Origin of the sequence: Mesorhizobium sp. WSM4311 (assembly GCF_002295115.1) — a bacterium.
Taxonomy (GTDB): Bacteria; Pseudomonadota; Alphaproteobacteria; order Rhizobiales; family Rhizobiaceae; genus Mesorhizobium.
This window is the reverse complement of record NZ_NSFV01000002.1, coordinates 23,799-47,078: the sequence shown is the minus strand read 5'-3', so window position 1 is coordinate 47,078 and position 23,280 is coordinate 23,799. Positions and strand designations below refer to the sequence as shown.

Here is a 23,280-nt window from a genome sequence, read left to right as displayed (position 1 = left end):
GCCAGCCACCGGCTCGCTCATTCCTCGGCGATGCGCGCCAATTACAAGATGCAACGTCTGTTCGTGCCTGACGACCTCGGGCCGGATGCCGAGTTCGATGCCGACCAACAGCAGAGCCATTATCTCATGCATGTGCTGCGGCTTGGCGAAGGTGCCGAAATCCTGCTGTTCAATGGCCGCGACGGCGAATGGTCGGCAGCCATCGCGGCGAAGTCGAAGAAGGCAGTCAAACTCAAGGTCTTGGCGCTGCAACGGCCACAGCCACCCCTCCCCGATCTCATCTATTGTTTCGCGCCGCTGAAGCAGGGCCGGCTCGACTATCTCGTGCAGAAAGCGGTCGAGATGGGCGCCGGCGTCCTGCAGCCTGTCATCACGCAGCACACGCAAGTGGCCAAGCCGTCCATCGATCGGCTGCGGGCCAATGTCGTCGAGGCCGCCGAGCAATGCGGCATCCTGGCGGTTCCAGAAGTGCGAGAGGCGGAAAAATTCGAACGCCTGCTGACCGGCTGGGACAAGGAAAGGCGGCTGGTCTTCTGCGACGAGGACGCCTCGACCAACAATCCGCTGCCTGCCTTGCAGGCCGTAAAGGAGAAGAAGCTCGCGCTGCTGGTCGGGCCGGAGGGCGGCTTTTCCGATGACGAGCGCAAGATGCTGCGCGCCCTGCCCTTCGTGACCGCCATTCCGCTCGGCCCCCGCATCCTGCGCGCCGACACGGCGGCGGTGGCCGCACTTGCGGTGATGCAGGCAACTGTCGGAGACTGGTAGGACGCGATGTCTTGCAAGAGGCCGCCCGGTTCGTGGCCTTCAATTCCTCTTGACCTGTGGCTCAGGATTTTTCGCTTGATCGGCTACTGACATTTCGTCCATTTACCGCCGGCGGTCACCCGACCGTCTCTGAGGGCACAGCGATGGCGCGCGACACAACCGATTTCCGGCCGATCGAAGGCGTCGACGAACTCGTCGACCACCTGGCCGAGGGCAACAAGCCGCGCGACAAGTGGCGCATCGGCACCGAGCACGAGAAGTTCCCCTTCTATGTCGATGGCAACGCGCCTGTGCCCTATGGCGGCGAGCGCGGCATCCGCGCCATCCTCGAAGGCATGCAGTCAAAGCTTGGCTGGGATCCGATCATCGACGACGGCCGCATCATCGGCCTGGTCGAACCGACCGGCCAGGGCGCGATCTCGCTCGAGCCCGGCGGCCAGTTCGAGCTTTCCGGCGCGCCGCTGGAAACCATCCATCAGACCTGTCGCGAGGGCAATGCGCATCTGGCGCAGGTGCGCGAGATCGCCGAGCCGATGGGCATCCGCTTCCTCGGGCTCGGCGGCAGCCCGAAATGGTCGCTGGCCGAAACGCCGAAAATGCCGAAGTCGCGCTATGAGATCATGACGCGTTACATGCCCAAGGTCGGCACCAAGGGCCTCGACATGATGTACCGCACCTGCACGATCCAGGTAAATCTCGACTTCGAGAGCGAAGCCGACATGCGCCGCAAGATGCAGGTGTCGCTGAAGCTGCAGCCGCTGTCGACGGCGCTGTTCGCCAACTCGCCCTTCACCGAAAGCCGGCCGAACGGTTTGCAGAGCTGGCGCGGCGACATCTGGCGCGACACCGACAACCAGCGCTCGGGCCTGCTCGAATTCTGCTTCTCGCCCGATTTCGGCTTCGCCGACTATGTCGAATGGGCGCTCGACGTGCCGATGTATTTCGTCATCCGCGACGGCCACTATCACGACATGACGCACATCACCTTCCGCCAGTTCATGGCCGGCGCCGCGCGCAACGAAGTGCCAGACGGCCTGCCGACGATGGGCGACTGGGCGAACCACCTGTCGACACTGTTCCCCGATGTGCGGCTGAAGCGTTTCCTCGAAATGCGCGGCGCCGATGGCGGCCCGTGGCGGCGCATCTGCGCGCTGCCGGCCTTCTGGGTCGGGCTGCTCTACGACGAGGCGGCACTCGACGCAGCCGAGGCATTGACCTCGAGCTGGACATACAAGGAAGTGCTGGCGATGCGCAACGCCGTGCCCGAACTCGGCATTGCCGCGCCCTTCCGCAACGCCACGCTGCGCGAGATCGCGCGCGATGTGCTGGCCATTTCGCGCACCGGGCTGAAGAACCGCGGCAAGAAGAACCGCGACGGCTATGACGAGACCTCGTTCCTCAACACTTTGGACGAGGTGGTCGCGCGCGGCACGACCAGCGCCGAGGAGATGCTTTCGGCCTACCACACGCGCTGGGGTGGCTCGATCGAGCCGGTGTTCATGGAATACGCCTATTAAGCCAGCGGCAAATGCCGCTTCAATCGACCGTTGAAACGAATTAGGCTCCCTTCCGAGGAATTCAGGAGGAGACGCCGATGCCCACCTTGTTCGACATGCTGGCGCAGGCCCAGAACGGCAACGGCATGCAGGCCCTTGCCCAGCAATATGGGCTTTCAATGCAGCAGACACAGGCAGCAGTCGCCGCCCTGCTGCCGGCCTTTTCGCAGGGGTTGCAACGCAACACCGCCGATCCTTACGGGCTTGGCGCCTTCATGACGGCGATGGCAAGCGGCCAGCACGCCAAATATTTCGAGGACGCGACCCGGGCCTTCTCGCCGCAGGGCGTCGACGAAGGCAACGGCATTCTCGGACACCTGTTCGGCTCGAAGGACCTGTCGCGCGCCGTCGCCAGCCAGGCGGCGCAAGCGAGTGGCGTCAGCCAGCAGATCCTGCAGCAGATGCTGCCGGCGATCGCCTCGATGGTGATGGGTGGACTGTTCAAGCAGACGACAAACCAGATGCAGGCCGCCGGCGGTTTTGGCGGCGGCAGCAACCCTCTCGGCGAGATCATCGAGCAGATGATGCGGCAGGGCGGCATGCAGGCTCCGGCGCCACAACAACGCCAGGCACCGCAGCCCCAGAACCCGATGGACAACCCGCTCGGCAAGGTCTTGCAGGACATGTTCGGCGGGCAAAGCCAGCCGCAGCCGGCACCCAATCCCTATGGCGACAATCCGTTCGGGAAGGTGCTGCAGGATATGTTTGGTGGCGGCACGCCGCAGCCGCAGGGCCGGGCGCAGCCGCAGCAGACGCAAAGCCCCTACGGCGACAATCCGCTGGGAAAGATCTTCGAGGAGATGCTGCGGCAAGGTGGCGGGGGCGGATTTGGCGGCGGACAGCCGGCGCCGCAGCCGCAGGCACCGCAGCAGCGCCAGGCGCCGCCGCCGCAGACCAATCCGAGCGGCCGGCCACGAAACCCGTTCGACGATCTGTTCGGCAAGATGTTCGAGACCGGCGCCCAGCAGCGTGACGACTACCAGAAGGGCGTGGAAACGATCTTCGACCAGTTCAAGCGGGACATGGACCGGCGCTAGGCGCCAAACCAAGAGCCCTTTCCGAGCAAGCCAGAAAAGAAAAGCCCGGTCCTTGGGAGGACCGGGCAACGTGCAGGCAGGCCGGCGGGGAACCGGCAGGGAGTGGGGAGCCTGCATAATCCTTGGTCGCGCTGAGCCCTGAAAAGGTTCAGCAGGACCGAAATCAGCCGATCAGGCCACCTTGCGGTCGATGTCCTCGATCGTTTCGACGCGATCACTGGCGATTTCGCGCAGGATCGCCGTCGGGTCACGACCGAACGGCACGTCGATGGCGACATGCAGGTCGGCGCGCGTCAGGCCGATATCGGCGAGTTCGGCGTCCGACATCTCGCCAAGGCGGTAGAAGGCGCGACGGTTTTTCCAGGCGCGGTAGATATTGAAGACGGTATTGGCCACGCGCGTCGCAACGGCCGGACGCGAGGTGATGCGCGAGGTCTCGGTGGCGAAATCGATCGTGGTCATGTCGGTCTCCTTCAGTCTCGAACACACAAAGCCAAGCAGCCGGCGCTGGTGACAGCGGCCGTTCCGGCTTCGATTCACATGCCTTCATGTGGATGTCAGCAATTTGCCATCGGCCGATTGATTAATCCAACGAATGTTTTTAATCTTTACCATCAACACCAGTGATGGATCACGCCGATGAAAGCGCCGCTCGATCTCGATCAGTTGCAAACCTTCATTTCGATCGCCGATACCGGCAGCTTCACGCGGGCGGCAGAAGAGGTGCACCGGACCCAGTCGGCGGTGTCGATGCAGATGCGCCGGCTGGAGGAGCGGATCGGCAAGCCGCTGTTCGAGAAGGAGGGGCGCTCCAACAGGCTGACGGAGGAAGGCGACAAGCTGCTCTCCTATGCAAGACGGCTGCTCTACCTCAACCGCGAAACGCTCGCCGCCTTCGACGACCAGCGGCTCGAAGGCACGATCCGCATCGGCACGCCGGACGACTATGCCGACCGCTTCCTGCCCGAGATCATGGCGCGCTTCACCCGCTCCAACCCACGCGTCGAGCTGACGGTCATCTGCGAGCCGACACCGGGGCTGGTCGAGCATATCAAGCGCGGCAATCTCGACCTCGCGCTGGTGACGCACAATGACGTGCGCGGCCAGTCGGAAGTGGTGCGGCGCGAACCGCTGCTGTGGGTCACCTCGGCCAATCATGCGACGCATGAACAGGAGACGCTGCCGATGGCCTTTGGCCGGCCGAATTGCATCTGGCGGCGCGCCGCCGTCGATGTGCTGGACCAGCAGAACCGCGACTATCGCATCCTGTTCACCAGCTTCTCGGCGACCGTCATCACCGCCGCCGTTCTGTCGGGCCTGGCGATCTCGGTGCTGCCGGAATGCGCACTCAGGCCCGGCATGCGGGTGCTGGGCGAAGCCGACGGCTTCGGAACCCTGCCCGACTGCCGCATCGGCATCATGCGCGGCCAGACCTCGCGGCCGGAGATCGTCGATGCGCTCGCCCGCCACATCTCGGAGAGCCTGGACAACATCTCGGTGCCGCTCGTCGAAGAGGCCGGGACATTCGATTTCGCAGCACTTGCCTACGCCAAGATCAGGCGTACCAAGGCGAACCAGATCCTGCCGGGCTGGTAGGACGGATCGTGGCGCCTTGACGCGGGGCGCCAACCAGCCCCCAATCAGCCGATGAGCGAAGCAGCATCCGAATCACGCACCAACGCCACTGAATACACGGTGAGCGAGATCTCCGGCGCGCTGAAGCGCACGGTCGAGGACGTCTTCGGCAATGTGCGGGTGCGCGGCGAAATCTCGGGCTATCGCGGCCCGCATTCCTCCGGCCATGCCTATTTCGCGCTGAAGGACGACCGTGCCCGGCTCGACGCCGTGGTGTGGAAAGGCACGATGAGCCGGCTGAAATTCCGCCCCGAGGAAGGGATGGAAGTGATCGCCACCGGCAAGCTCACCACCTATCCCGGCAAGTCCAACTACCAGATCGTCATCGACAATCTGGAGCCTGCCGGCGCGGGCGCGCTGATGGCGCTGCTGGAGGAGCGCAAGCGCCGGCTGCAGGCAGAGGGGCTTTTCGATGCCGGCCGCAAACGCCGGCTGCCCTTCATGCCGCGCGTCATCGGCGTCGTCACCTCGCCGACCGGCTCCGTCATCCGCGACATCATCCACCGCATCAAGGACCGCTTTCCGCTGCATGTGCTGGTCTGGCCGGTGCGCGTGCAGGGCGATACCGCGAGTGCGGAAGTGACCAATGCCGTCACCGGCTTCAACGCGCTGACCTGGGACGGTTCGATCCAGCGCCCCGATCTCTTGATCGTGGCGCGCGGCGGCGGCAGCCTCGAGGACCTCTGGGGCTTCAACGACGAGGCGCTGGCCCGCGCCGTTGCGGCCTCAGGCATTCCGGTGATTTCGGCAGTCGGCCACGAAACCGACTGGACATTGATCGACCTCGTCGCCGATGTGCGGGCGCCGACACCGACGGGCGCGGCCGAAATCGCCGTGCCGGTGAAGGCCGACCTCGAAGCGACGCTGACCAGCCTCGGCGCGCGGCTCAAGGCAGCGGTGCTGCGCAATTTCGAACGCAAGCGGCAGGCCGCGCGCGCGGCGGCGCGCGCCCTGCCCTCGCCCGATCAATTGCTGGCGTTGCCGCGCCGACGCCTTGACGAGGCGACATCCAGGCTCGGCCGCGGCCTGTCCGTCAGCGTCGATCGCAAGCGGGCGCGTCTCCAGGCCCAGAGGCTGACTCCGGCCACGCTGTCGCGACGCATCAACGAGGCGCGCACGCTGACCGGGCGTGACCTCGCCCGCGCGCAGGCGGCGTTCTTTGCCATTGTGCGCGAACGTCGCGCGCGCTTCGCGCGCACCGCGACGCGGCTGTCGCCGGCGCCGATCGCGCGCCGGCAAAAACTGCAGGCCGACACGCTGGCGGCGCTCGCCAGGCGGCAGGATCGGGTCATCTCGCTGCGGCTTGAGCGCCTGCGCGGCCAGTTGAGCCAGGCCGAACGCCTCTTGACCACGCTTTCGCACAAGGCCGTGCTCGCGCGCGGCTTCGCGCTGGTGAAGGATGCCGACGGCGCCGTCATCAAGCAGGCGGCTGACGTGGCATCGGGGATGGCGCTTTCGCTGGAGTTCGCCGACGGGACGGCGGACGCGGTGGCAACCAGCGGCGCAGCGCGGCCAAAGCCGGCAGCCAGGCCGGCGGCCAAGGCGAAAGAACCCGGCAATCAGGGGTCGCTGTTCTGACCATGACCGACAATCCGCACCATCTGGCCACGCCGAGCGGCAAGCCGCGCGCACGCAGCTTCGGCATCGGTTTCGACGGAACGCCCGGGCCGTTCAACGCAATCACCGACGTGCCCGGTGTCGCGGTCGGCTATGCGACGCTGATTTCAGGCGACGGGCCGCTCATCGTCGGCAAGGGGCCGGTGCGCACCGGTGTCACGGCGATCCTGCCCAGACCGCGCGCCGACCTGGCTACACCGGTCTTCGCCGGCATCTTCAGCCAGAACGGCAATGGTGAGCTGACCGGCTCGCACATCATCGAGGAAACCGGCGCTTTCAACTTCCCTATCACCATCACCAACACGCATTCCTGCGGTGTTTCGCGTGATGGCACGCTGCGCTGGATGCAACGCGTACTGCCTATCGCGGTCGACAGCGCCTGGGGCCTGCCGGTGGCGGCGGAGACCTATGACGGGTTTCTCAACGACATCAATGGCCACCATTTGACATCAGAGCACGTTGCCCAGGCACTCGATGGCGCAACCGGCGGCCCGGTCGAGGAAGGCAGCGTCGGCGGCGGCACCGGCATGATCACTTTCGGCTTCAAGGCCGGCTCGGGCACGGCGTCGCGCATCATAGGGTGGCAGGGAAATTCCTACACGGTCGGCGCCTTCGTGCAGTCGAATTTCGGCAAGCGGCGCAATTTCACCGTTCGTGGCCTGCGCGCCGGATCCGAACTCGCGGAGCCCGCGATCCGCGAAGGCACGCCGCGCGCCGAAAAGGGTTCGATCATCGCCGTTGTCGCCACCGATGCGCCGTTCCTGCCGCACCAGATGAAGCGGCTGGCACGCCGGGTGCCGCTGGGCGTCGCGATGACCGGCGGCTTTGGCTATCACAGTTCGGGCGACATCTTTCTCGCCTTCTCGACAGCCAATCCTGCCGCCGCACTTGCGCCGTCGGGCCGGATCGCCAAGGCCGATTTCATTCCCGATACAGACATCGATCCATTCTTCGATGCGGTGATCCAGACGGTGGAGGAATCGATCCTTAACGCCCTGGCCGCCAATGACGACATGACCGGGCGCGACGGCAATTTCGTGCCGGCGCTGCCGAAGGCGTGGGTCAAAGAGAAATTCGGGCTGAAAGAAACGTTCGGCTGAGACGACAACGCGGGCCGAAGGGCCCGCGCATTCAGATAACAGAGAGTTCCGGGTAAAATCTATTCCGCGGCCTTGCTGACCGCATGCTGGTCCTCGTCGGCCTCGGCGGCCTCCTCGAGCCGGGAGGCAATGAGTTCCTGGATGTCGCCGACTTCTTCCTGGATATCTTCCAGGGGAATACCGATTTCCGCAGCCTTGGCGGCACATTCCCTGGCCAAGGTCTCAGCCTGCTTGTCGATCCTGGCCTGGGACTGGCAATGGACCTTTTCGCCGATCCATCCCCGCAAGAACTCGATCGCGTGTTCACTCATACTGCTGTTCCCTGGCGGCAAAGCCGTTGGTAATCATAAACGTCGGCATCCCGCAAAGGATGCATCCTCCCATTCCAGCCGAGTCGCGGCCAGCCGGCAAGTCAATGCCGTGCAGGGTCCACAGAGCCAAAGGAAATCGAGGATTCAAGCACATTTCTGATTCTGGAGGGTTGCTTCCGTGAGCTGGATCAATCCAGCTTCGCGCCACTGTTTCTATTTGCTTTTCCGGTTTTCCAGCCGATTTTTCGTCACAAATGATGGCGCAATGCGTAACACATTTTTACAGTCGCTCCGGAGGGCTGCGCTTTGGCGCGCCGGTCGAAGCCGCCGCTATATAGTGATATCCCCATGCAATGTCGACTCCCGGAACGTCGCACCTCGCCAGCCCCTTCAGAAGGTCTCAACCCAGGGCCTGAGCTCCATCTCCCAGGTCCATGCGCTGCGCTGCTGGCGATGAATGGAGAGATAGGCCTCGGCGATCGCGTCCGGGGACAGCCGGCGATCCTGCGGCCCGGACTCCTGTCCGGACGCGGCCGAAGCAATGGCGCCATCGATGATGAAATGCGCGACGTGGACGTTCTTCGGCGCCAGTTCACGGGCCATGGACTGCGCCAGCCCGCGCAAGCCGAATTTTGGCATGGCAAAACCGGCGGAGCCGGCGAACCCCTTCACGCTGGCCGTCGCGCCGGTGAAAAGGATCGAGCCCGATCCTCGCGCGACAAGCCGGCGAGCCGCCTGCTGGCCAACCAGGAACCCGCCATAGGCGCCAACCAGCAAAGCCTGACAGACGGCCTCGGGATCGAGTTCGGCTATTGGTCCGCGGGCGCGTCCGCTGGCGTTGAAAATCACCAGCGAGAGCGGACCGGCCTTGTCGACGACATCGAACAGGTGCTCCACCGACGCGGCATCGGAAACATCCGTTGCCACGGCCTGCGCGCCGGTCTCGGCCTGCAAGGCACCAAGCTTCTCAATGTTGCGGGCGGCCAGAACGACGCTGAACCCTTCCTTCGCGAGGAGGCGCGCCAGCGAGGCGCTCAAGCCGGAACCCGCACCGGCGATAATTGCGACATTGGATGTCATGAAACCTCTCCTTCTTTCCACGGGACCGCGGTCGATGGCTGGCGAATGAGCTGTGGTGAACTTGCCGGATCAGCGCGGCGACGGCAACGCGCAACGTGGCTAGAAAAAGGCCGGGCGCGAAACCGGCCCGGCCAAAAAGAAGGTCATAACCTTCAGAGGGGAACACCGCTCGGCGAAATGGGAGGAAAACACCGAACGGATTTTGCTCTTTTGAACCGATTCGCGGACAGATACGACGAATTGTTTTCCAAAGATCGGGCAGAATGGCGAAAATCCTGTCCTTTCTTGCGGAGGAAGGTCAGCCAATCCGGCTTTCCCCTTCGAGCAGATCCGCATAATGGCGCCGAGCGACGTCGGGATGCGAGCGTAGCCGGCTTTTCAGCACATTGGTTCCGACATCGCGAAACAGCGGATTGTCCGGATCGCTGGCCGGCCCGCGCGCCTGTGCCGCCAGTTCCTCGGAAAGGCCAAGCAGCGGGATCGTCGCATCGAGCCTGGCACTGAAGAAGAACGGCACCGAAATGCGCTCGACGCCGGCGGGCGGCGTCACCACGCGATGCACGGTCGCGCGCAAATAGCCGTTGGAGGCCAGTTCGAGCAATTCGCCGATGTTGACGACGAGCGTGCCGGGGATGGGGTCCACATCCACCCAGCTGCCGTCATAATCGACCTGCAGCCCCTTATTGTCATCCTGGAGCAGCAGTGTCAGGAAGCCACCATCCTTGTGCGCGCCGACACCCTGGTCGCCATCGGTTGCATCACGGCCGGGGTAGCGCACGATCTTCATGCGATGGTTGGGCTCGCTGCTGTAGATCGGATCGAAGGCATCCTCGGGCTGATCGAGCGATTGCGCGAAGGCTTTCAGCAGCCGGATCGCCACGGCCGTCACCTTGCTCTGCCAGGCAAGCAGAGCCGGTTTGAGATCCGGCAGCGCCGCGGGCCACTGGTTCGGTCCCTGCAGCCGCGTCCAGGCGGGAATTCCCGGCCCTTGCGCGATTGCCTGGCGTTCGACGCCGATGTCGAGTTGCTCGCGCCAGTCCTCCCTGCCCTTGGTCAGTTCGCCGCCGGCGCGGGTGTAGCCGCGAAACTGCGAGGACTTGACCATCTCGATCGCCAGCTTGTCGGCCTTCGGCAAGGCAAAGAACTGGCGCGACGCGGTGAGCACCTCGCTGATCTCCGCCCAGGAGATGCCATGCCCGGCCAGATAGAAAAAGCCGATGTCGCGCGACGCGGAACGAAGATCCGCCAGAAATGTCCGGCGTTCCGACGCGCCTTGTTCAAGACGGCTCAGATCGAGCACAGGCACTATTCTGGGCATATCAAGCTCCTTTCCCAGTGCTTTCCGGATGTTGTTTGAAAATTCCGTCCGAAAAACCCAGCCGATTAAACATGCAGGCACTTTTTGCGCGACCCTAACCGCCATCATTGCGCGCTAGTCTTATCGACTTCGGATGGCCGGGAAAGGAACGATCGGCCCTTAGGCGCTGCCGTGACGAACAATTTTTCCATTCGCAGGGACAAGCGGATGATGAGCGCGGTCCGAAGGAATTCAGGCGAAGCGGGGCCGCTCCGCCTCGCTCGGCGGCTGCTTCGATAGCACCGTCCTTTCAGCCCGCAAGTACAAGGCAGAAGGGCGAAATCGTGCCTGTCATTCGGCGATTTGATTGGGCCACATCGCGGCAACAGTCCGCCGTAATATCAAACACTATTGGCAACCACCTTTCAGCTACCCGTTCCTGTCGAATTGAGAGCTATTGTCTCGAGGGCGATTGTCCAGACCGGCGTTAATCGCTTTGGTCCCGTTCCCTGAGGGGCCGATCGCTCAAGAGGAGATCGCGAGATGCGGCTCGGGCCGGCCAACGTGCCCTATGTGATCAGCCGCGACGCCGACTACGCCGTGCCTGTCCATGGCGACGATCGGGGCATCCCCGCCGTCCTCGTCGAGATCCGGCAGGATTTGCTGGCGAACCGGGCCGGCATCGAGGAGTGGGCGAACCGGCTGGCGGCGGCGCTGCCCGCGCACGAAACGGAGACGGTTTCGTGAGGACCAGCGCCTGACGCTGTGGCAGCCCATCTGAACTGAGCCGCGGAAGAGCCAGACCCATGGCCATGCGAAAGCCCGCGCCTGTAGCGGAGGCGCGGGCTTTCGTCACTGCCATGCGGGCGGCTCAGGCGGCCCGCCGGCTTTGTTTCGGCCACAAATTCTGGTTCATGCGGAACAGGTTCAGCGGGTCATAGAGCTGCTTGATCTCCAGAAGCCGCTGGTAATTGCCGCCATAGGCCGCTTCCACCCGGTCGACCTCGTCCTCAGGCATGAAGTTCACATAGGCTGTGCCGGCGGCATAGGGCTTGGCCGCCTCATAGAGGCCGCGCGCCCAGCCGATGCAAGCCCTGTCCATCGCCGGTTCGCGCCAGCGGGCATGGACATTCATGACGAAGTGCGAGCTGCGTTGCGGAAACGCCGTCGCGTTCTGCGCCACACGGCCCGCCGCACCGCCGACATGGCCGATGAATATCTCGCATTCCGGGCCAGGAAGCTCACGTATCGCTTCGGTGACGACCTCAGCTGCCCTGTCGGAGAGCTCGGTGAAGTCATGGCTCTTCCAGTAGTTGCGGGCGCCGGGGGCGAGCAATGGGTCGAATGCCTGCTGCCAGCCGGCGAACGGGTTGGGGCCGACGACATCGGCTATCGGCGAACCGATGGCGCGAAGCTTCTTCGTCGCCTTTTCTCCCGCCTGGAGATCACCGCAATAGCACATGGCCAGCACCAGAACATCCTTGCCATGCCACTCGGCCGGCAGGAAGGGCAGTGGCGGCGCTTGGCGCATGACCACCCAGCAGGTCAGTTCGTCGGGCGCTGTTTCGAGCGCGTTGCGATACTCCTCCAGCACCTTCTCGGCGTCGGCGAAAGGATGCACGACAAGCCCAGACAGAACCTGCGGACCCATCTGGTGGAGCTGAAACTCGAATGCCGTGACAATGCCGAAATTGCCGCCGCCGCCACGTAATGCCCAGAACAGGTCCGGATTTTCCGTCTGGCTGGCGCGCAGCAACATGCCGTCGGCGGTGACCACATCGGCGGAGACAAGATTGTCGATTGTCAGGCCGAATTTGCGGGTGATCCAGCCAAAGCCACCGCCCAGGGTCAGGCCTGATATGCCGGTGGTCGAATTGATGCCGGTCGGCACCGCCAGCCCAAAGGCCTGCGTTTCGCGGTCGACATCGGCGAGCGTGGCGCCGGGTCCAACCCATGCCCGCCGTGCGGCGGGATCGACCCGCACCGACTTCATCGGCGACAGATCGATCATCAGGCCGCCATCGCAGACGGCGCTGCCGGCAATGTTGTGGCCGCCGCCGCGCACGGAGACGAGAAGCCTGTTTTCCCTGGCGAAATTTACGGCACGGATGACGTCGGAGGCGCCCACGCAACACACGATCACCCCGGGGCGCCGGTCGACCATGGCATTCCAGATGGTGCGGGCCTCGTCGTAGGCTGCGTCCCCCTGCTGAAGCAGTGTGCCGCGCAATTGTGCCGAAAGCGTTTCGATGGTTGCGGCGTCGATTGTCGTCTTGCCGCGATCAAGCGTGGTGAGGCTCATGGTGTTCATGGTTTCCTCCCGATTTGCTTATGAGCCGATCTCCTTCAAACGCCTTCAATTCTGCTCTTATGTTAGACATCGCGCAAGTTACGCCAGACGGTGAGCCGCCGCTTGGCGCGCATCAAGGGCGGTGACCAGTCGAAGGTCGCTTGGCCGACGCCGCGAAGCATTCCGGAGCAACTGAGGGGAACGATGCATAGCGGACAAAAAATCCTGGCAGGCATGTCACACTGGCAGATGCTGCCTCGTCATGCGGTCGGCACCAACAGAAGGAAGCCCACCATGACCGCAAAAATCGACCTCTTTGCCGCCGCCCCTTCGCTGATGAAGAACTGGCAGCGATCCTCGATCGAGCTCTCCGCCGCCGCCAGTCTCGAGCACAGCCTCACCGAACTGGTGAAGCTGCGTGCCTCGCAGATCAATGGCTGCGCCAACTGCATCAATCTTCACGCCACAGAAGCGCGCGAGAACGGGGAAACCGAGCAGCGCATCTACCTTTTGCCCGCCTGGCGTGAAGCGCCCTGCTACAGCGACCGCGAACGCGCCGCACTCGGCTGGACCGAGGCCTTGACCCGGCTCTCGGAAGGTACCAGCCATGCAAGCGCCTATGATGCGTTGAAGGCGCATTTCACGGAGGAGGAGCAGATCAAGCTTACCTTGACGATCAACATCATCAACGCCTGGAACCGCATCGCCGTCGGTTTCGGCCTGTATGCCGACCCGGCTGCCGTGAAGGCCGCCCGGGTGGCCGCGGTCTGATGACTAGCTCAGCGCCCGACGACGACGCCGCGGCGGGCTTCGGCCCGCTGCGTCCAAAGCTCATGCGTGTCGCCTACCGCATGCTGGGCTCGGTGTCGGACGCCGAGGATGCCGTGCAGGAGGCCTTCATCCGCTGGATGAAGGCCGACCGCAGTGCCGTCCGCGAACCCGAGGCATTCCTGCGCCGCACGGTGACGCGGCTGTGTCTCGACCAGCTCAAATCCGCGCGGCACAAACGCGAGACCTATGTCGGCCCCTGGCTTCCCGACCCCGTTGTGGAAGAGGACGAGGTGGAGGACGTAACCTTGCCGCTGATGCTGGTGCTGGAGCGCCTGTCTCCGCTCGAGCGTGCCGCCTTCCTGCTGCACGATGTGTTTGGGCTCGGGTTCGACGAGGTCGCGGCCGCCATCGAGCGCGACCCGGCGGCCTGCCGCCAGCTCGCGGCCCGGGCGCGTGGCCATGTCCGCGAGGCGCGGCCCCGTTTCACGGTAGAAAGGCAACGCGGCCTGGCGCTGGCCGAGGCCTTCTTCACGGCCTCGCGCAGCGGCGACATGAAGGCGCTTGGCGCCATGCTGGCGACCGATGTCATCGCCCATGCCGACGGTGGCGGCAAGCGCCCGGCGGCCACGCAGCCGGCCCTGGGCTTGGATGCCGTCATGAGACAGTATGAACAGGTCGCCGCCTGGTTGCGCACGCATGGCTCGAAGCTTGTCCGCGTCGGTTTCATCAACGGATTGCCGGGGTTCGTCACCCTGGAAGCCGATGGCGAATTCCAGACCACCGCACTCGACATCGAGGATGGGAAGATCGCGGCGATCTACGTCGTGCGCAATCCCGACAAGCTCAGGCACCTGCATTGAGGTGCCTGGCTGGTCACGCCAGCCCGAGCTGCTCGACCGCACGCATGATGCCACGCAACTCGGCGAGGCCTTTCAGCCGGCCGATCAGCGAGTAGCCGGGATTGATCTTCTTCTTGCCGATGTCGTCGGCGAGCAGGTGGCCATGGTCCGGCCGCATCGGGATGCGCCAGTCGGCACGGCCCTCCTTGCGACGACGTGCCTCCTCCTGCATCAGAGCGAGGATGACATGCGCCATGTCGGTGCCGCCCTCGAGATGCTCGGCTTCATAGAACGAGCCGTCCTCCTCGATCGTGATGTTGCGCAGATGGACGAAATGGATGCGGTCGGCGAATTCCTTGACCATGGCGACGATGTCGTTGTCGGCGCGCGTGCCGTAGGAGCCGGTGCAGAAGGTCAGCCCATTGGCCGGGCTGTCGACGGCGCTGAGGATGAAGCGAGCATCCTGCGCGGTCGAAACGACGCGCGGCAGGCCATAGAGCGAAAAGGGCGGGTCGTCGGGATGGATGCACATGCGCACCCCCTCCTCTTCGGCGACCGGAATGATCTCGCGCAGGAACCAGGCGAGGTTGTCGCGCAACTCCTTAGGCCCAATCCCATCATACTCCGTCAAAGCCTCGCGGAAACTGTCGCGGTCATACTTGCGCTCGGTTGCCGGCAGGCCGGCGATGAGGTTGCGCTCGATCTGATCGACCTGCTCTGGCGTCAACGCCTTCAGCCGCTTCTCGGCTTCGGCAATCCGCGCCGGAGTATAGCTGGCGACGCCGTTCTTGCGCTGCAGCACGAAAAGGTCATAGGCGGCAAAATCGATGGCGTCGAAACGCAAGGCATAGCCGGTAGTCGGCAGGCGATACATGAGGTCGGTGCGCGTCCAGTCCACCACCGGCATGAAATTGTAGCAGATCGTTTTGATGCCTGCCTTGGCGAGCGTGCGGATGCTGTCGCGATAGTAGCCGGCGTAGCGCTCGCGTTCCGGCGCGCCGATCTTGAAGGAATTGTGGACCGGGATGCTCTCGACCACCGACCATGTGAGGCCGGCGGCCTCGATGATCCGTTTGCGCTCGAGCACATCGGCTTCGGGCCAGGCCCTGCCATCGTAGATGTGGTGAAGCGCCGAAACCACGCCGGTGGCACCGGCCTGCCTGACATGATCGAGTGTCACCGGATCATCCGGACCATACCAGCGCCAGCACTGTTCCATTGCAACTGTCCTTTTTGCGAGAGACCGGCAACCTATTGTTTGACTACGATGAGTGTCAAACTCAGAACCGGGTTTTTGTTGCGCATGAAGGAGCTCCTGCGATGAAGGATTTCGACGGCAAGGTGGCATTGGTGACGGGGACGACCGGCATCGCGCTCGCCACCGCAAGGCGGCTGGCGCAGGGAGGTGCGGCGATCGTCGCCTGCGGCATCGACAGAGCCGCCAATGCCGCCATGCAGGAAAGCCTTGCCAAGGCCGGAGCGGATGCGCTGGTGCAAACGGTCGACGTGTCCGTTTCCGATCAGGTTCGCGACGCGGTAGTCGCCGGCGTCGTGAAATTCGGCGGCATCGACATTATCGTCAATTCCGCTGCGATCCATCCCTACGGGACCGCGACGACGACCGATTGGGAAACCTGGAACCGGGCAATGACGGTCAATGTCGGCTCGATCTACCTGACCGCCCATTTCGGCATTCCGGAAATGATCAAGCGCGGCGGCGGCGCTATCGTCAACGTCGCCTCGGTGCAAGGCTTCGCCTGTCAGCAGAACGTTGCCGCCTATGCCACGACCAAGGGCGCCATCCACACGTTGACGCGCTCGCTCGCACTCGATTACGCGGAAGCAGGCATAAGGGTGAATTCGGTTAGCCCGGGCTCGATCCGCACGCCGATCCTGGAAAAGGCCGCGCGTGGCGACCACGGCAGCGACGCCGATGTCGAGGAAGCTTACAAGCGCTTCGGCGCTGCCCATCCGCTTGGCCGCATCGGCGAGCCGGAGGAAGTGGCGGAGCTCATCGCTTTCCTGTGCTCGTCAAAAGCCGGCTTCTGCACCGGCGCCGATTACAGGATCGACGGCGGCCTGACCGCCGGCATTGGCGTCAAGTAGAGCCTCGGCGATCGGCTTGGCCTCAGGGGTTTCGAGACCGCAGTGTCCGCAAGGTGATCGAGTAGCGATGCTCGGCAAGCGGCGGGATGCTGTGCTCCCACTCCGTGCGCGAAGGTCCCGTCATGAGATAGGCCGATCTTGGCTCGACGACGATGGTCCGGCGCTCCCACCCGTCACCGCTCTTTCGCCGCAGCCGGAAACTGCAGGGCGCCAGCAGCGAGATGCCGGCGACATCCTCGAAATGCGGCTTGTCGCGATGCCAGCCGATACCGGCGCCAGGCCGGTATTCATTGATCAGCACCTGCGCGAAAGCCTCGACAGGCCGGCGCGCAAGGGCCGCGACCTTGTCGCGCACAGGCAGCAGGAAGTCTGGGATCGGCAGCGCCTCGACCACTTCGCGCCGGTCATAATCGTAGCGCAGACCAAACCCGACGACACGCCGGTTTGCCAGATGGCCATGGAAATCGAACGCCTGGAACGGCAGTCCCTCGAGATGCCGGGCAAGCTCTGTCTCTTCCTGCTGCGTGATGAATCCGGGCTGATAGGCAAAGCCCTCCGGCAAATCCTCGGCGTCACCAAAGAGGTCAGGCTGGAATGCCAAGGCCCGGCCGGTTGCTTTCGATTTGAGGCGTGACATCCCGCCTAGATGGTGAGGGCGGAGCAGCAGGGCAATACGAGCGGCGCCTCGGTGGTTGATGGATGATGCGATGAATGACGACTGGGAACCGGAACCACGCCTGGCGGATTTATCTAGCTGAGCAGTCAGGTAGCCAACATGCCGTCGACCGCGATCCGAAGCACACAATACGATCCCGCGACCAGAATCCTCTCCGTCTGGTTCGTGCCGAGCGGCCATCGCTACGACTATGCGGAGGTTGCCCCGGCAACCTATGCCGCTTTCAGGAAAGCTGCCTCGAAAGGCCGCTTCTTCAATGAATTCATCAGGGATCACTACAGCTACCGCCGTGTGGCATGACGCGGGCGGCATGATCGTCTTTTTTGCGCAAACCTTTTCGTCCGACGCGCGTTGTTCCTCCTCGAAGCCGAGGAGAGAGCCATGCAGAGCAGGACAGCCAGCGAAGCCGCCAAGCAGCGTCGCATCCAGCGTGGCATCGATGCCAGGGACAAATCGAAAGGCAACGGCAAGGGCCAACACGCCATGCAGGCCGGCGCCCGAAAATATCCCGAGCCACCCTTTCCCGAGCAACATCATCCCAAGCCGGGGGATGAATGGGCGATCGAACCGGCGCCGCTCTACGATGCGCCCTTCTACCTCGGATCGAAAAAGCTCGAAGACAAGGTCGCTCTCATCACCGGCGGCGATTCCGGCATCGGCCGTTCGGTGTCGGTTCTGTTCGCCCGCGAGGGCGCCGACATTGCGATCGTCTATCTGGCCGAGGACAGGGATGCCAAGGCGACAAAGTCCGCCGTCGAGGCGGAGGGACGGCGCTGTATCCTGGTGAAGGCCGACGTCAGCGAACGCGACGAATGCCGCAACGCGGTGGCGCAAACGGTCAAGGCATTCGGCCGCATCGACGTGCTGGTCAACAATGCGGCATTCCAGATTCATTCGAGCGAGTTCGCAGAACTGACCGAAGAGCATTTCGACACGACGCTGAAGACCAACCTCTACGGCTATTTCCATATGGCACAGGAAGCCGTCCCGCATATGAAGCCGGGCTCGGCCATCATCAACACCGGTTCGGTCACCGGCATCGACGGGTCGAAGGCGCTGGTCGACTACTCCATGACCAAGGGCGGCATCCATGCCTTCACCCGCGCCCTTTCCGGCAATCTGCTCGGCAAGGGCATACGAGTGAACGCGGTTGCACCGGGTCCGGTATGGACCCCGCTCAACCCTTCGGACAAGGAGGCCGGCGACGTTTCGAAGTTCGGCGCGGACACACCGATGAAGCGGCCGGCGCAGCCGGAGGAACTCGCACCGGCCTATGTGTTCCTCGCCTCGCCACATTGCTCGAGCTACATCACCGGCGAGATATTGCCCGTGGTCGGCGGCTATTGAGGCCCGTGCAATGTATTTCATCGCATTGGCGACGGATTACGACGGCACGCTGGCGCATGACGGGATCGTCTCGAAGACGACTCTTGCCGCGCTGGAGCGGTTCAAGAAAAGCGGCCGCAAGCTCATTCTTGTGACCGGGCGCGAGCTGCCCGACCTCAAGCGCGTCTTTCCCGAGATCGGCCTGTTCGACAAGGTGGTCGCCGAGAACGGAGCGCTGATCTACACGCCGGCCAGTGAGGAAGAGCGGGTGATCTCACCTTCGCCGGAAACCGAATTCGTCTCCAGACTGAAGAAGCAGGGCGTCAAGCCGCTTTCCGTGGGCCGGTCGATCGTCGCGACCTGGGAGCCGCATCAGACGACCGTGCTCGAAACCATCAAGAAGATGGGGCTCGAACTGGAAATCATCTTCAACAAGGGCGCGGTGATGATCCTGCCGAGCGGCATCAACAAGGCCACCGGGCTGGCCGCGGCGCTGCAGGATCTCCGGCTGTCGCCACACAATGTGGTCGGTGTCGGCGACGCCGAGAACGACCATGCCTTCCTGAAGGCTTGCGGCTGCAGCATCGCCGTCGACAATGCAATTCCCGCGGTCAAGACCACAGCGGATCTGGTCACGCGTGGCGCACGCGGGAAGGGCGTGGAGGAACTGGTCGACAGGCTGATCAAGCGCGATCACGACATCCTGCCGAGGCGGCATGACGGCATCGTGCTGGGTTCCGCCGGCGGCGACGAGATCTACCTGTCGCCAACCGACACGATCCTCATCGCCGGCAGCTCCGGCATCGGCAAGTCCACCCTGGCCACCGCGCTGACGGAACGCTTCGTCGAGAGCGGGTTTCAATTCTGCATCTTCGACCCCGAAGGCGATTATGACGGCCTCGAAGACGCCGTGCGTCTGGGCGACGGCTCGAGCGCGCCGACCAAGGCGCAAGTGCTGGACCTCATCGAGAAAGCCGACAGCAATGTCGTCATCAATGGATTGGCGCTGCGCGTCAATGAACGCCCAGATTTCTTTGCCGACCTACTGCCCGGCCTCGGCAGTTTTCGACGTCGAACGGCCAGGCCGCACTGGCTTATCATCGACGAAGCGCACCATCTTCTGCCCAAGCGGCGTGATGACACGCGCGCGATCCTGTCCCTGGAATTGCCCGGCACGGTGCTGATCACAGTGCATCCCGAAGCGATCTCGACCGACGCGCTGCGCCTGGTGACCGCCATCATTGCCCTTGGCCCCAAGGCGAAGGATGTCGTCAAGGCCTACTGCAGCGAGACCGGCATCGACCCGCCAAAGGACATGGCCTCGCCCAAGGGCGAGCGCGTGCTGTTCTGGCGACCGCAGAAACGCAAGAAGATCGCGACGGTCAAGGTCATCGAGCCGCGTCAATCCCTCAAGCGGCACAGCCGCAAATATGCCGAGGGGCAACTCGACGAGGCGGGCAGTTTCTATTTCCACGGCCCCGACGATGCGATGAACCTCAGGGCCCATAATCTGATGATTTTCGCTCAGATCGCCGAGGGCATCGACGATAGGACCTGGCAGTTCCACCTGCGTGCCGGCGACTATTCCAAATGGTTCCGCAACCAGATCAGGGACAAGGATCTGGCGCGCGAAACCGCCGAGGCGGAGAACGATAAAAAGCTCTCCGCCAAGGAGAGCCGCAAGCGTGTGCTTGATGCAGTGCGCCGCCGCTACACGGCTCCCGCCACGGCACCGGAAGACTAGCGCGCAACGCGTCTGCTTTGTCTGTTCATGACCTTTTCCGGGGTCAGTTGGAACTCACCCGGCGGCTTCACGTTCAGACCCTGTTCAACAGGAGATACGACCATGCCACGAGGCGACAAATCGAAATACACCGACAAGCAGGAGCGCAAAGCCGACCACATTGCGGAAGGCTATGAGAAGCGCGGCATCTCCGAGAAGGAGGCCGAACGCCGCGCCTGGGCCACGGTCAACAAGGATGATGGCGGCGGCAAGAAGGAAGGCGGCTCCGGGCGCGGCAAGCACACCGGCCACCCGGCAGCACACAAGGGCGGCAAGAGCGGCGGCAAGGCGTCAGCCGCACGCCCGGCTGCAAGTCGGTCGGAATCGGCGAGGAAGGCCGCGGCAACGCGCAAGCGGAATGCCGAGCACCATGCCCATTGACGTCGACAAACACCCTTTGGTCCGTCCTGAAAGACCAACATGATGAGGGCACAGGCATGAAATCGCGGCTCGTCAACGAGGCCGGCGGACAGCGAACATTTGTCGTGGTGCTCGACCCCGGCGAAGAAGCGTTCGGCACGCTGACCGCCTTCGCGATCGATCAAGCAGTCGACAGTGCTTCGCTGACAGCGATCGGCGCCTTTGAAAGAGCGATCGTGGGCTGGTTCGACCCCAATGCGAAGACCTACCGCAAAATCCCGATCGACGAACAATGCGAAGTTCTGAGCGCCATTGGCGATGTGGCGCTGGGCGATGACGGCAAGCCCAGTCTCCACGTTCATACGGTGTTGGGATTGAGCGACGGCACGACCTGGGGCGGACACCTGCTCGAGGCCATGGTTCGACCGACGCTGGAAGTGAACTTTGGTGGAGGCGCCCGGCCATCTGCGCCGTAGCAGGCGTCCGGAATTGGGCGTTGCGTTGATCGACCTGGACGGTTGATTTCGAGCCCGACTGCGGAGTTCAGCCTGCACCCGTCATGCCTTCTTGTCCAACTCCGCCGGTGCCTTGTCCGGCGGCGGCTCCCAGCCAAAGACGCTGCGGCCGCCAAGCAGGTGCGACTGGTCGAATTCGCCGGCAACGATTTCCTTCAGGCTGGGGCCGGTGACATATCGTTCGACCTGCCGCGACTGATCGTCGAGCCGCCGCAGCGCGCCGATTTCCTCGTCGCGGCCAAGCCTGGCTTTCTGCACCGCGGACTTCAGCACGCCGATCGTCTCGTCATAAACCTTGAGCGGAACCGGGAACGGGTGCCTGTCCTTGCCGCCATGGGCGAGTGAGAACCGGCCCGGATCCGAAAACCGGCACGGCGCGCCATGCACCACTTCGGCGACCAGCGCCAACGCGCGCACTGTGCGCGCGCCCACGCCAGGAACCAGGAGAAGCTCGGAAAAATCCGCCGGGCCACGTTCGGCGGCAGCGGCCATGTTGCCATGCAGGCGGCGCATGACGATATCGCTTTCGCGCACATCATGGTGAGCCGGCATGATCAGATGCGGCAGCATCGGCTGTTCCGGAGCCGCCGCTGTACCGGCATCCAGGGCAGCGAATTCGCGCAGGATGCGGTCTGGGCCGAGGTCCTGGAGCAGGTCCAGCTGTCCCTGGCGCGAGGCCTCGGCACGGCGGTCGGTCAGGTTGACGATCTCGCCCTGGTTGGCGCCCTCGATGGCGGCGTGCGGCTGATCGACGAAACTCTTCAAACCTTCGGACAGCCAATGGTAGCGGCGCGCCACCTTGCTGTCGCCGTTCATGCCTTGCTGCACCACCACCCAGTCGCCGTCGTCGGTGACGATGAAGCCGTGCAGATAGAGGTCGAACCCATCCTGGACGGCGGCACTGTCGACCTTGGCGACAAGCCGGCTGACGGTTGCCAGGCGCTGTCCGTCGAAGCCGATGCGCTCGCCGATGGCGGCCAGCTCATGCGGAGTTTTGCGCGAATGGGCGCCACGGCCGCCGCAGACATGAATGCCGAGTTCGCCCGACAGCGGCGTCAGACCGCGTTTCAAGGCGCCGACGACGCTGGTCGTGATGCCGGACGAGTGCCAGTCCATGCCCATGACAGCGCCGAAGGACTGGAACCAGAAGGGATGCGCCAGACGCCGCAGCAGCTCGTTGCGGCCATAGTGATGGATGATCGCCTCGCACATCACGGCGCCAAGCCGCGTCATGCGGTCGCCGAGCCATTTCGGCACGCGACCGCCGTGAAGTGGAAGATCAGCACTGCCCGATCGTTGCGCCAATTCCGTTGCCTGTTCCGATGTCTGTCTTGTCTCGACAGATAGGTATCCGAGCCCGCGCGAAGAAGCACCTGATGCTTGTGCCGCCTCGACGCCTGGTGACATTCAAGTCCAGTTCGAGAGAACCGTCTCCATCTCGACCGTTTCGACCTGCTGCGCGAAACGTTGGTGATAGACGGTGAGCAGGGCGTCGTGGGTTGCATCGGAAGAACTGCATAGCGCGTCCGTGACGAGAACCACGCGATAGCCGAAATCGATCGCGCCGAGCACCGTGGCCAGAACGCACACGTCGGTTTCACCGCCGGTGATGACCAGCGTATCGATCTCGTGTTCCATCAGAAAGGCTCGCAGACGGCCTTCAAACCAGGGCGAATAGATATGCTTGTCGATGACCGCCGCCGGCGGGCAGCAAGCCGCCAATGACGGCAACAGCTCGACCATTTCCGGACCGATATTGTCGATCGCCATCGAAGACCAGCGCTCATAGTAGCGCTTCCATGCCCCGACACCCTGCCCCGCCCTCTGCGCGGGCAGGAAGCGCGTGAAGACCGTCTGTTCTGCCCGTCTTTCAACGAGCCTCTCAATCTGGGGGAGGACGCGCGTGATCCAGGGCGTCGCCCACGGCGACGGTTCCGCAAACAGCCGCTGCATATCCACGCAGACATGCATGCACCCGTGACCCAACGGCCCATATGCCAAGCCCGGCACCGACATCAAAGAATATCCGGCTGGCGGTGTCTTCTCATGGACTTCTCCCATTGTCGTCCAGGACATGGGAACGCCATAAGCGAGGACTCGTTCCTGGGTGGGCCGGCGGCAACCAACGCGATTGGTCAACCGCGTTCAGCCGGTGGATCGCCGCTCAGCCCGACCTACGACGCATCGCCCAACCAAGGAGCGATGCATGTCGGCGC

General features: G+C 63.7%; 23 protein-coding genes and 1 pseudogene. 15 read left to right on the top strand and 9 right to left on the bottom strand.

Annotation, left to right across the window (positions count from 1 at the left end):
- Positions 1–30 precede the first annotated feature (30 nt).
- The 3 genes from CK226_RS04025 to CK226_RS04015 all read left to right on the top strand — a co-directional run bounded on the left by CK226_RS04025 (position 31) and on the right by CK226_RS04015 (position 3,358).
- Positions 31–765, top strand: coding sequence for a 16S rRNA (uracil(1498)-N(3))-methyltransferase (locus CK226_RS04025; RefSeq protein WP_095786855.1), 735 nt, complete (start codon positions 31–33; stop codon positions 763–765).
- Positions 766–908: 143 nt separating this feature from the next.
- Positions 909–2,282 (top strand): glutamate--cysteine ligase, encoded by a 1,374-nt coding sequence (locus tag CK226_RS04020; protein WP_095771352.1) that lies wholly within the window; start codon positions 909–911, stop codon positions 2,280–2,282.
- A gap of 77 nt (positions 2,283–2,359) precedes the next feature.
- Complete coding sequence (locus CK226_RS04015; RefSeq protein ID WP_095791112.1) at positions 2,360–3,358, top strand: DUF937 domain-containing protein; 999 nt, start codon at positions 2,360–2,362, stop codon at positions 3,356–3,358.
- A 171-nt stretch (positions 3,359–3,529) separates the two neighbouring features.
- Here the strand turns inward: CK226_RS04015 and CK226_RS04010 are convergent, their stop codons facing one another.
- A complete protein-coding gene (locus CK226_RS04010) occupies positions 3,530–3,820 on the bottom strand; it encodes a DUF1127 domain-containing protein (protein ID WP_095771354.1) in 291 nt (96 codons plus the stop codon).
- 177 nt (positions 3,821–3,997) lie between these two features.
- Here CK226_RS04010 and CK226_RS04005 point away from each other — a divergent pair, with 177 nt between their 5' ends.
- From CK226_RS04005 to CK226_RS03995, 3 genes are read left to right on the top strand one after another with little or no spacing between them, the layout of a single operon-like run.
- Positions 3,998–4,954 carry a LysR substrate-binding domain-containing protein gene (locus tag CK226_RS04005; protein ID WP_095771355.1) on the top strand — a complete coding sequence of 319 codons (957 nt, stop codon included), beginning with the start codon at positions 3,998–4,000 and terminating at the stop codon, positions 4,952–4,954.
- Between the two features lie 51 nt (positions 4,955–5,005).
- Positions 5,006–6,571 carry an exodeoxyribonuclease VII large subunit gene (xseA, locus tag CK226_RS04000; RefSeq protein WP_095791111.1) on the top strand — a complete coding sequence of 522 codons (1,566 nt, stop codon included), beginning with the start codon at positions 5,006–5,008 and terminating at the stop codon, positions 6,569–6,571.
- Positions 6,572–6,573: 2 nt separating this feature from the next.
- Positions 6,574–7,710, top strand: a complete 1,137-nt coding sequence (locus tag CK226_RS03995; RefSeq protein ID WP_095791110.1) for a P1 family peptidase — start codon at positions 6,574–6,576, stop codon at positions 7,708–7,710.
- A 59-nt stretch (positions 7,711–7,769) separates the two neighbouring features.
- Here the strand turns inward: CK226_RS03995 and CK226_RS03990 are convergent, their stop codons facing one another.
- The 3 genes from CK226_RS03990 to CK226_RS03980 all read right to left on the bottom strand — a co-directional run bounded on the left by CK226_RS03990 (position 7,770) and on the right by CK226_RS03980 (position 10,419).
- On the bottom strand, positions 7,770–8,021 hold the full coding sequence (locus CK226_RS03990) for a DUF768 domain-containing protein (RefSeq protein ID WP_095791109.1): 252 nt from the start codon (positions 8,019–8,021) through the stop codon (positions 7,770–7,772).
- A 390-nt stretch (positions 8,022–8,411) separates the two neighbouring features.
- A complete protein-coding gene (locus CK226_RS03985) occupies positions 8,412–9,101 on the bottom strand; it encodes an SDR family NAD(P)-dependent oxidoreductase (protein ID WP_095791108.1) in 690 nt (229 codons plus the stop codon).
- A gap of 298 nt (positions 9,102–9,399) precedes the next feature.
- Positions 9,400–10,419 (bottom strand): isopenicillin N synthase family oxygenase, encoded by a 1,020-nt coding sequence (locus tag CK226_RS03980; RefSeq protein ID WP_095791107.1) that lies wholly within the window; start codon positions 10,417–10,419, stop codon positions 9,400–9,402.
- Between the two features lie 522 nt (positions 10,420–10,941).
- On the opposite strand from CK226_RS03980, the gene CK226_RS03975 reads away from it, so the two are divergent.
- A complete protein-coding gene (locus CK226_RS03975; protein ID WP_245318050.1) occupies positions 10,942–11,145 on the top strand; it encodes a hypothetical protein in 204 nt (67 codons plus the stop codon).
- A gap of 124 nt (positions 11,146–11,269) precedes the next feature.
- Here the strand turns inward: CK226_RS03975 and CK226_RS03970 are convergent, their stop codons facing one another.
- Entirely contained in the window at positions 11,270–12,709 is a 1,440-nt protein-coding gene (locus tag CK226_RS03970) for an FAD-binding oxidoreductase (protein WP_095771361.1), read from the bottom strand.
- A gap of 273 nt (positions 12,710–12,982) precedes the next feature.
- Here CK226_RS03970 and CK226_RS03965 point away from each other — a divergent pair, with 273 nt between their 5' ends.
- Entirely contained in the window at positions 12,983–13,459 is a 477-nt protein-coding gene (locus tag CK226_RS03965; protein WP_095771468.1) for a carboxymuconolactone decarboxylase family protein, read from the top strand.
- Positions 13,459–14,319 carry a sigma-70 family RNA polymerase sigma factor gene (locus CK226_RS03960; RefSeq protein ID WP_095791106.1) on the top strand — a complete coding sequence of 287 codons (861 nt, stop codon included), beginning with the start codon at positions 13,459–13,461 and terminating at the stop codon, positions 14,317–14,319. Before CK226_RS03965 ends, CK226_RS03960 begins: the two co-directional genes overlap by 1 nt.
- 13 nt (positions 14,320–14,332) lie before the next feature.
- Here CK226_RS03960 and uxuA read toward each other — a convergent pair whose 3' ends face one another.
- Positions 14,333–15,517, bottom strand: coding sequence for a mannonate dehydratase (gene uxuA, locus CK226_RS03955; RefSeq protein ID WP_095791105.1), 1,185 nt, complete (start codon positions 15,515–15,517; stop codon positions 14,333–14,335).
- 101 nt (positions 15,518–15,618) lie between these two features.
- Here uxuA and CK226_RS03950 point away from each other — a divergent pair, with 101 nt between their 5' ends.
- Entirely contained in the window at positions 15,619–16,404 is a 786-nt protein-coding gene (locus tag CK226_RS03950) for an SDR family oxidoreductase (protein WP_095791104.1), read from the top strand.
- Between the two features lie 22 nt (positions 16,405–16,426).
- Here CK226_RS03950 and CK226_RS03945 read toward each other — a convergent pair whose 3' ends face one another.
- A complete protein-coding gene (locus CK226_RS03945; protein ID WP_095791103.1) occupies positions 16,427–17,041 on the bottom strand; it encodes an alpha-ketoglutarate-dependent dioxygenase AlkB in 615 nt (204 codons plus the stop codon).
- 138 nt (positions 17,042–17,179) lie between these two features.
- Here CK226_RS03945 and CK226_RS03940 point away from each other — a divergent pair, with 138 nt between their 5' ends.
- The 5 genes and pseudogenes from CK226_RS03940 to CK226_RS03920 all read left to right on the top strand — a co-directional run bounded on the left by CK226_RS03940 (position 17,180) and on the right by CK226_RS03920 (position 21,071).
- Positions 17,180–17,380, top strand: a complete 201-nt coding sequence (locus tag CK226_RS03940; RefSeq protein WP_095771366.1) for a KTSC domain-containing protein — start codon at positions 17,180–17,182, stop codon at positions 17,378–17,380.
- An 81-nt stretch (positions 17,381–17,461) separates the two neighbouring features.
- The gene (locus CK226_RS03935) at positions 17,462–18,427 is read left to right on the top strand and encodes an SDR family oxidoreductase (RefSeq protein WP_095771469.1); all 966 of its coding nucleotides are present in this window, start codon (positions 17,462–17,464) and stop codon (positions 18,425–18,427) included.
- A 10-nt stretch (positions 18,428–18,437) separates the two neighbouring features.
- Complete coding sequence (locus CK226_RS03930; protein ID WP_095791102.1) at positions 18,438–20,150, top strand: HAD family hydrolase; 1,713 nt, start codon at positions 18,438–18,440, stop codon at positions 20,148–20,150.
- Positions 20,151–20,252: 102 nt separating this feature from the next.
- Positions 20,253–20,570 carry a plasmid stabilization protein gene (locus tag CK226_RS03925; protein ID WP_095771368.1) on the top strand — a complete coding sequence of 106 codons (318 nt, stop codon included), beginning with the start codon at positions 20,253–20,255 and terminating at the stop codon, positions 20,568–20,570.
- 56 nt (positions 20,571–20,626) lie between these two features.
- Positions 20,627–21,071, top strand: a pseudogene (locus CK226_RS03920) (PPC domain-containing DNA-binding protein).
- 35 nt (positions 21,072–21,106) lie between these two features.
- Here the strand turns inward: CK226_RS03920 and CK226_RS03915 are convergent.
- The gene (locus tag CK226_RS03915) at positions 21,107–22,369 is read right to left on the bottom strand and encodes a DUF763 domain-containing protein (protein WP_095771369.1); all 1,263 of its coding nucleotides are present in this window, start codon (positions 22,367–22,369) and stop codon (positions 21,107–21,109) included.
- A gap of 102 nt (positions 22,370–22,471) precedes the next feature.
- Positions 22,472–23,080, bottom strand: a complete 609-nt coding sequence (locus CK226_RS03910) for an isochorismatase family cysteine hydrolase (protein WP_027047187.1) — start codon at positions 23,078–23,080, stop codon at positions 22,472–22,474.
- Positions 23,081–23,280 lie beyond the last annotated feature (200 nt).

What these genes read in the sequence shown, in the direction of transcription:
- CK226_RS04025 (WP_095786855.1), top strand. Translation starts at nt 31, where the DNA reads ATGCGCGCCAATTACAAGATGCAACGTCTGTTCGTGCCTGACGACCTC.
- CK226_RS04020 (WP_095771352.1), top strand. Translation starts at nt 909, where the DNA reads ATGGCGCGCGACACAACCGATTTCCGGCCGATCGAAGGCGTCGACGAA.
- CK226_RS04015 (WP_095791112.1), top strand. Translation starts at nt 2,360, where the DNA reads ATGCCCACCTTGTTCGACATGCTGGCGCAGGCCCAGAACGGCAACGGC.
- CK226_RS04010 (WP_095771354.1), bottom strand. Translation starts at nt 3,820, where the DNA reads ATGACCACGATCGATTTCGCCACCGAGACCTCGCGCATCACCTCGCGT.
- CK226_RS04005 (WP_095771355.1), top strand. Translation starts at nt 3,998, where the DNA reads ATGAAAGCGCCGCTCGATCTCGATCAGTTGCAAACCTTCATTTCGATC.
- xseA (WP_095791111.1), top strand. Translation starts at nt 5,006, where the DNA reads ATGAGCGAAGCAGCATCCGAATCACGCACCAACGCCACTGAATACACG.
- CK226_RS03995 (WP_095791110.1), top strand. Translation starts at nt 6,574, where the DNA reads ATGACCGACAATCCGCACCATCTGGCCACGCCGAGCGGCAAGCCGCGC.
- CK226_RS03990 (WP_095791109.1), bottom strand. Translation starts at nt 8,021, where the DNA reads ATGAGTGAACACGCGATCGAGTTCTTGCGGGGATGGATCGGCGAAAAG.
- CK226_RS03985 (WP_095791108.1), bottom strand. Translation starts at nt 9,101, where the DNA reads ATGACATCCAATGTCGCAATTATCGCCGGTGCGGGTTCCGGCTTGAGC.
- CK226_RS03980 (WP_095791107.1), bottom strand. Translation starts at nt 10,419, where the DNA reads ATGCCCAGAATAGTGCCTGTGCTCGATCTGAGCCGTCTTGAACAAGGC.
- CK226_RS03975 (WP_245318050.1), top strand. Translation starts at nt 10,942, where the DNA reads ATGCGGCTCGGGCCGGCCAACGTGCCCTATGTGATCAGCCGCGACGCC.
- CK226_RS03970 (WP_095771361.1), bottom strand. Translation starts at nt 12,709, where the DNA reads ATGAACACCATGAGCCTCACCACGCTTGATCGCGGCAAGACGACAATC.
- CK226_RS03965 (WP_095771468.1), top strand. Translation starts at nt 12,983, where the DNA reads ATGACCGCAAAAATCGACCTCTTTGCCGCCGCCCCTTCGCTGATGAAG.
- CK226_RS03960 (WP_095791106.1), top strand. Translation starts at nt 13,459, where the DNA reads ATGACTAGCTCAGCGCCCGACGACGACGCCGCGGCGGGCTTCGGCCCG.
- uxuA (WP_095791105.1), bottom strand. Translation starts at nt 15,517, where the DNA reads ATGGAACAGTGCTGGCGCTGGTATGGTCCGGATGATCCGGTGACACTC.
- CK226_RS03950 (WP_095791104.1), top strand. Translation starts at nt 15,619, where the DNA reads ATGAAGGATTTCGACGGCAAGGTGGCATTGGTGACGGGGACGACCGGC.
- CK226_RS03945 (WP_095791103.1), bottom strand. Translation starts at nt 17,041, where the DNA reads ATGTCACGCCTCAAATCGAAAGCAACCGGCCGGGCCTTGGCATTCCAG.
- CK226_RS03940 (WP_095771366.1), top strand. Translation starts at nt 17,180, where the DNA reads ATGCCGTCGACCGCGATCCGAAGCACACAATACGATCCCGCGACCAGA.
- CK226_RS03935 (WP_095771469.1), top strand. Translation starts at nt 17,462, where the DNA reads ATGCAGAGCAGGACAGCCAGCGAAGCCGCCAAGCAGCGTCGCATCCAG.
- CK226_RS03930 (WP_095791102.1), top strand. Translation starts at nt 18,438, where the DNA reads ATGTATTTCATCGCATTGGCGACGGATTACGACGGCACGCTGGCGCAT.
- CK226_RS03925 (WP_095771368.1), top strand. Translation starts at nt 20,253, where the DNA reads ATGCCACGAGGCGACAAATCGAAATACACCGACAAGCAGGAGCGCAAA.
- CK226_RS03910 (WP_027047187.1), bottom strand. Translation starts at nt 23,080, where the DNA reads ATGTCGGTGCCGGGCTTGGCATATGGGCCGTTGGGTCACGGGTGCATG.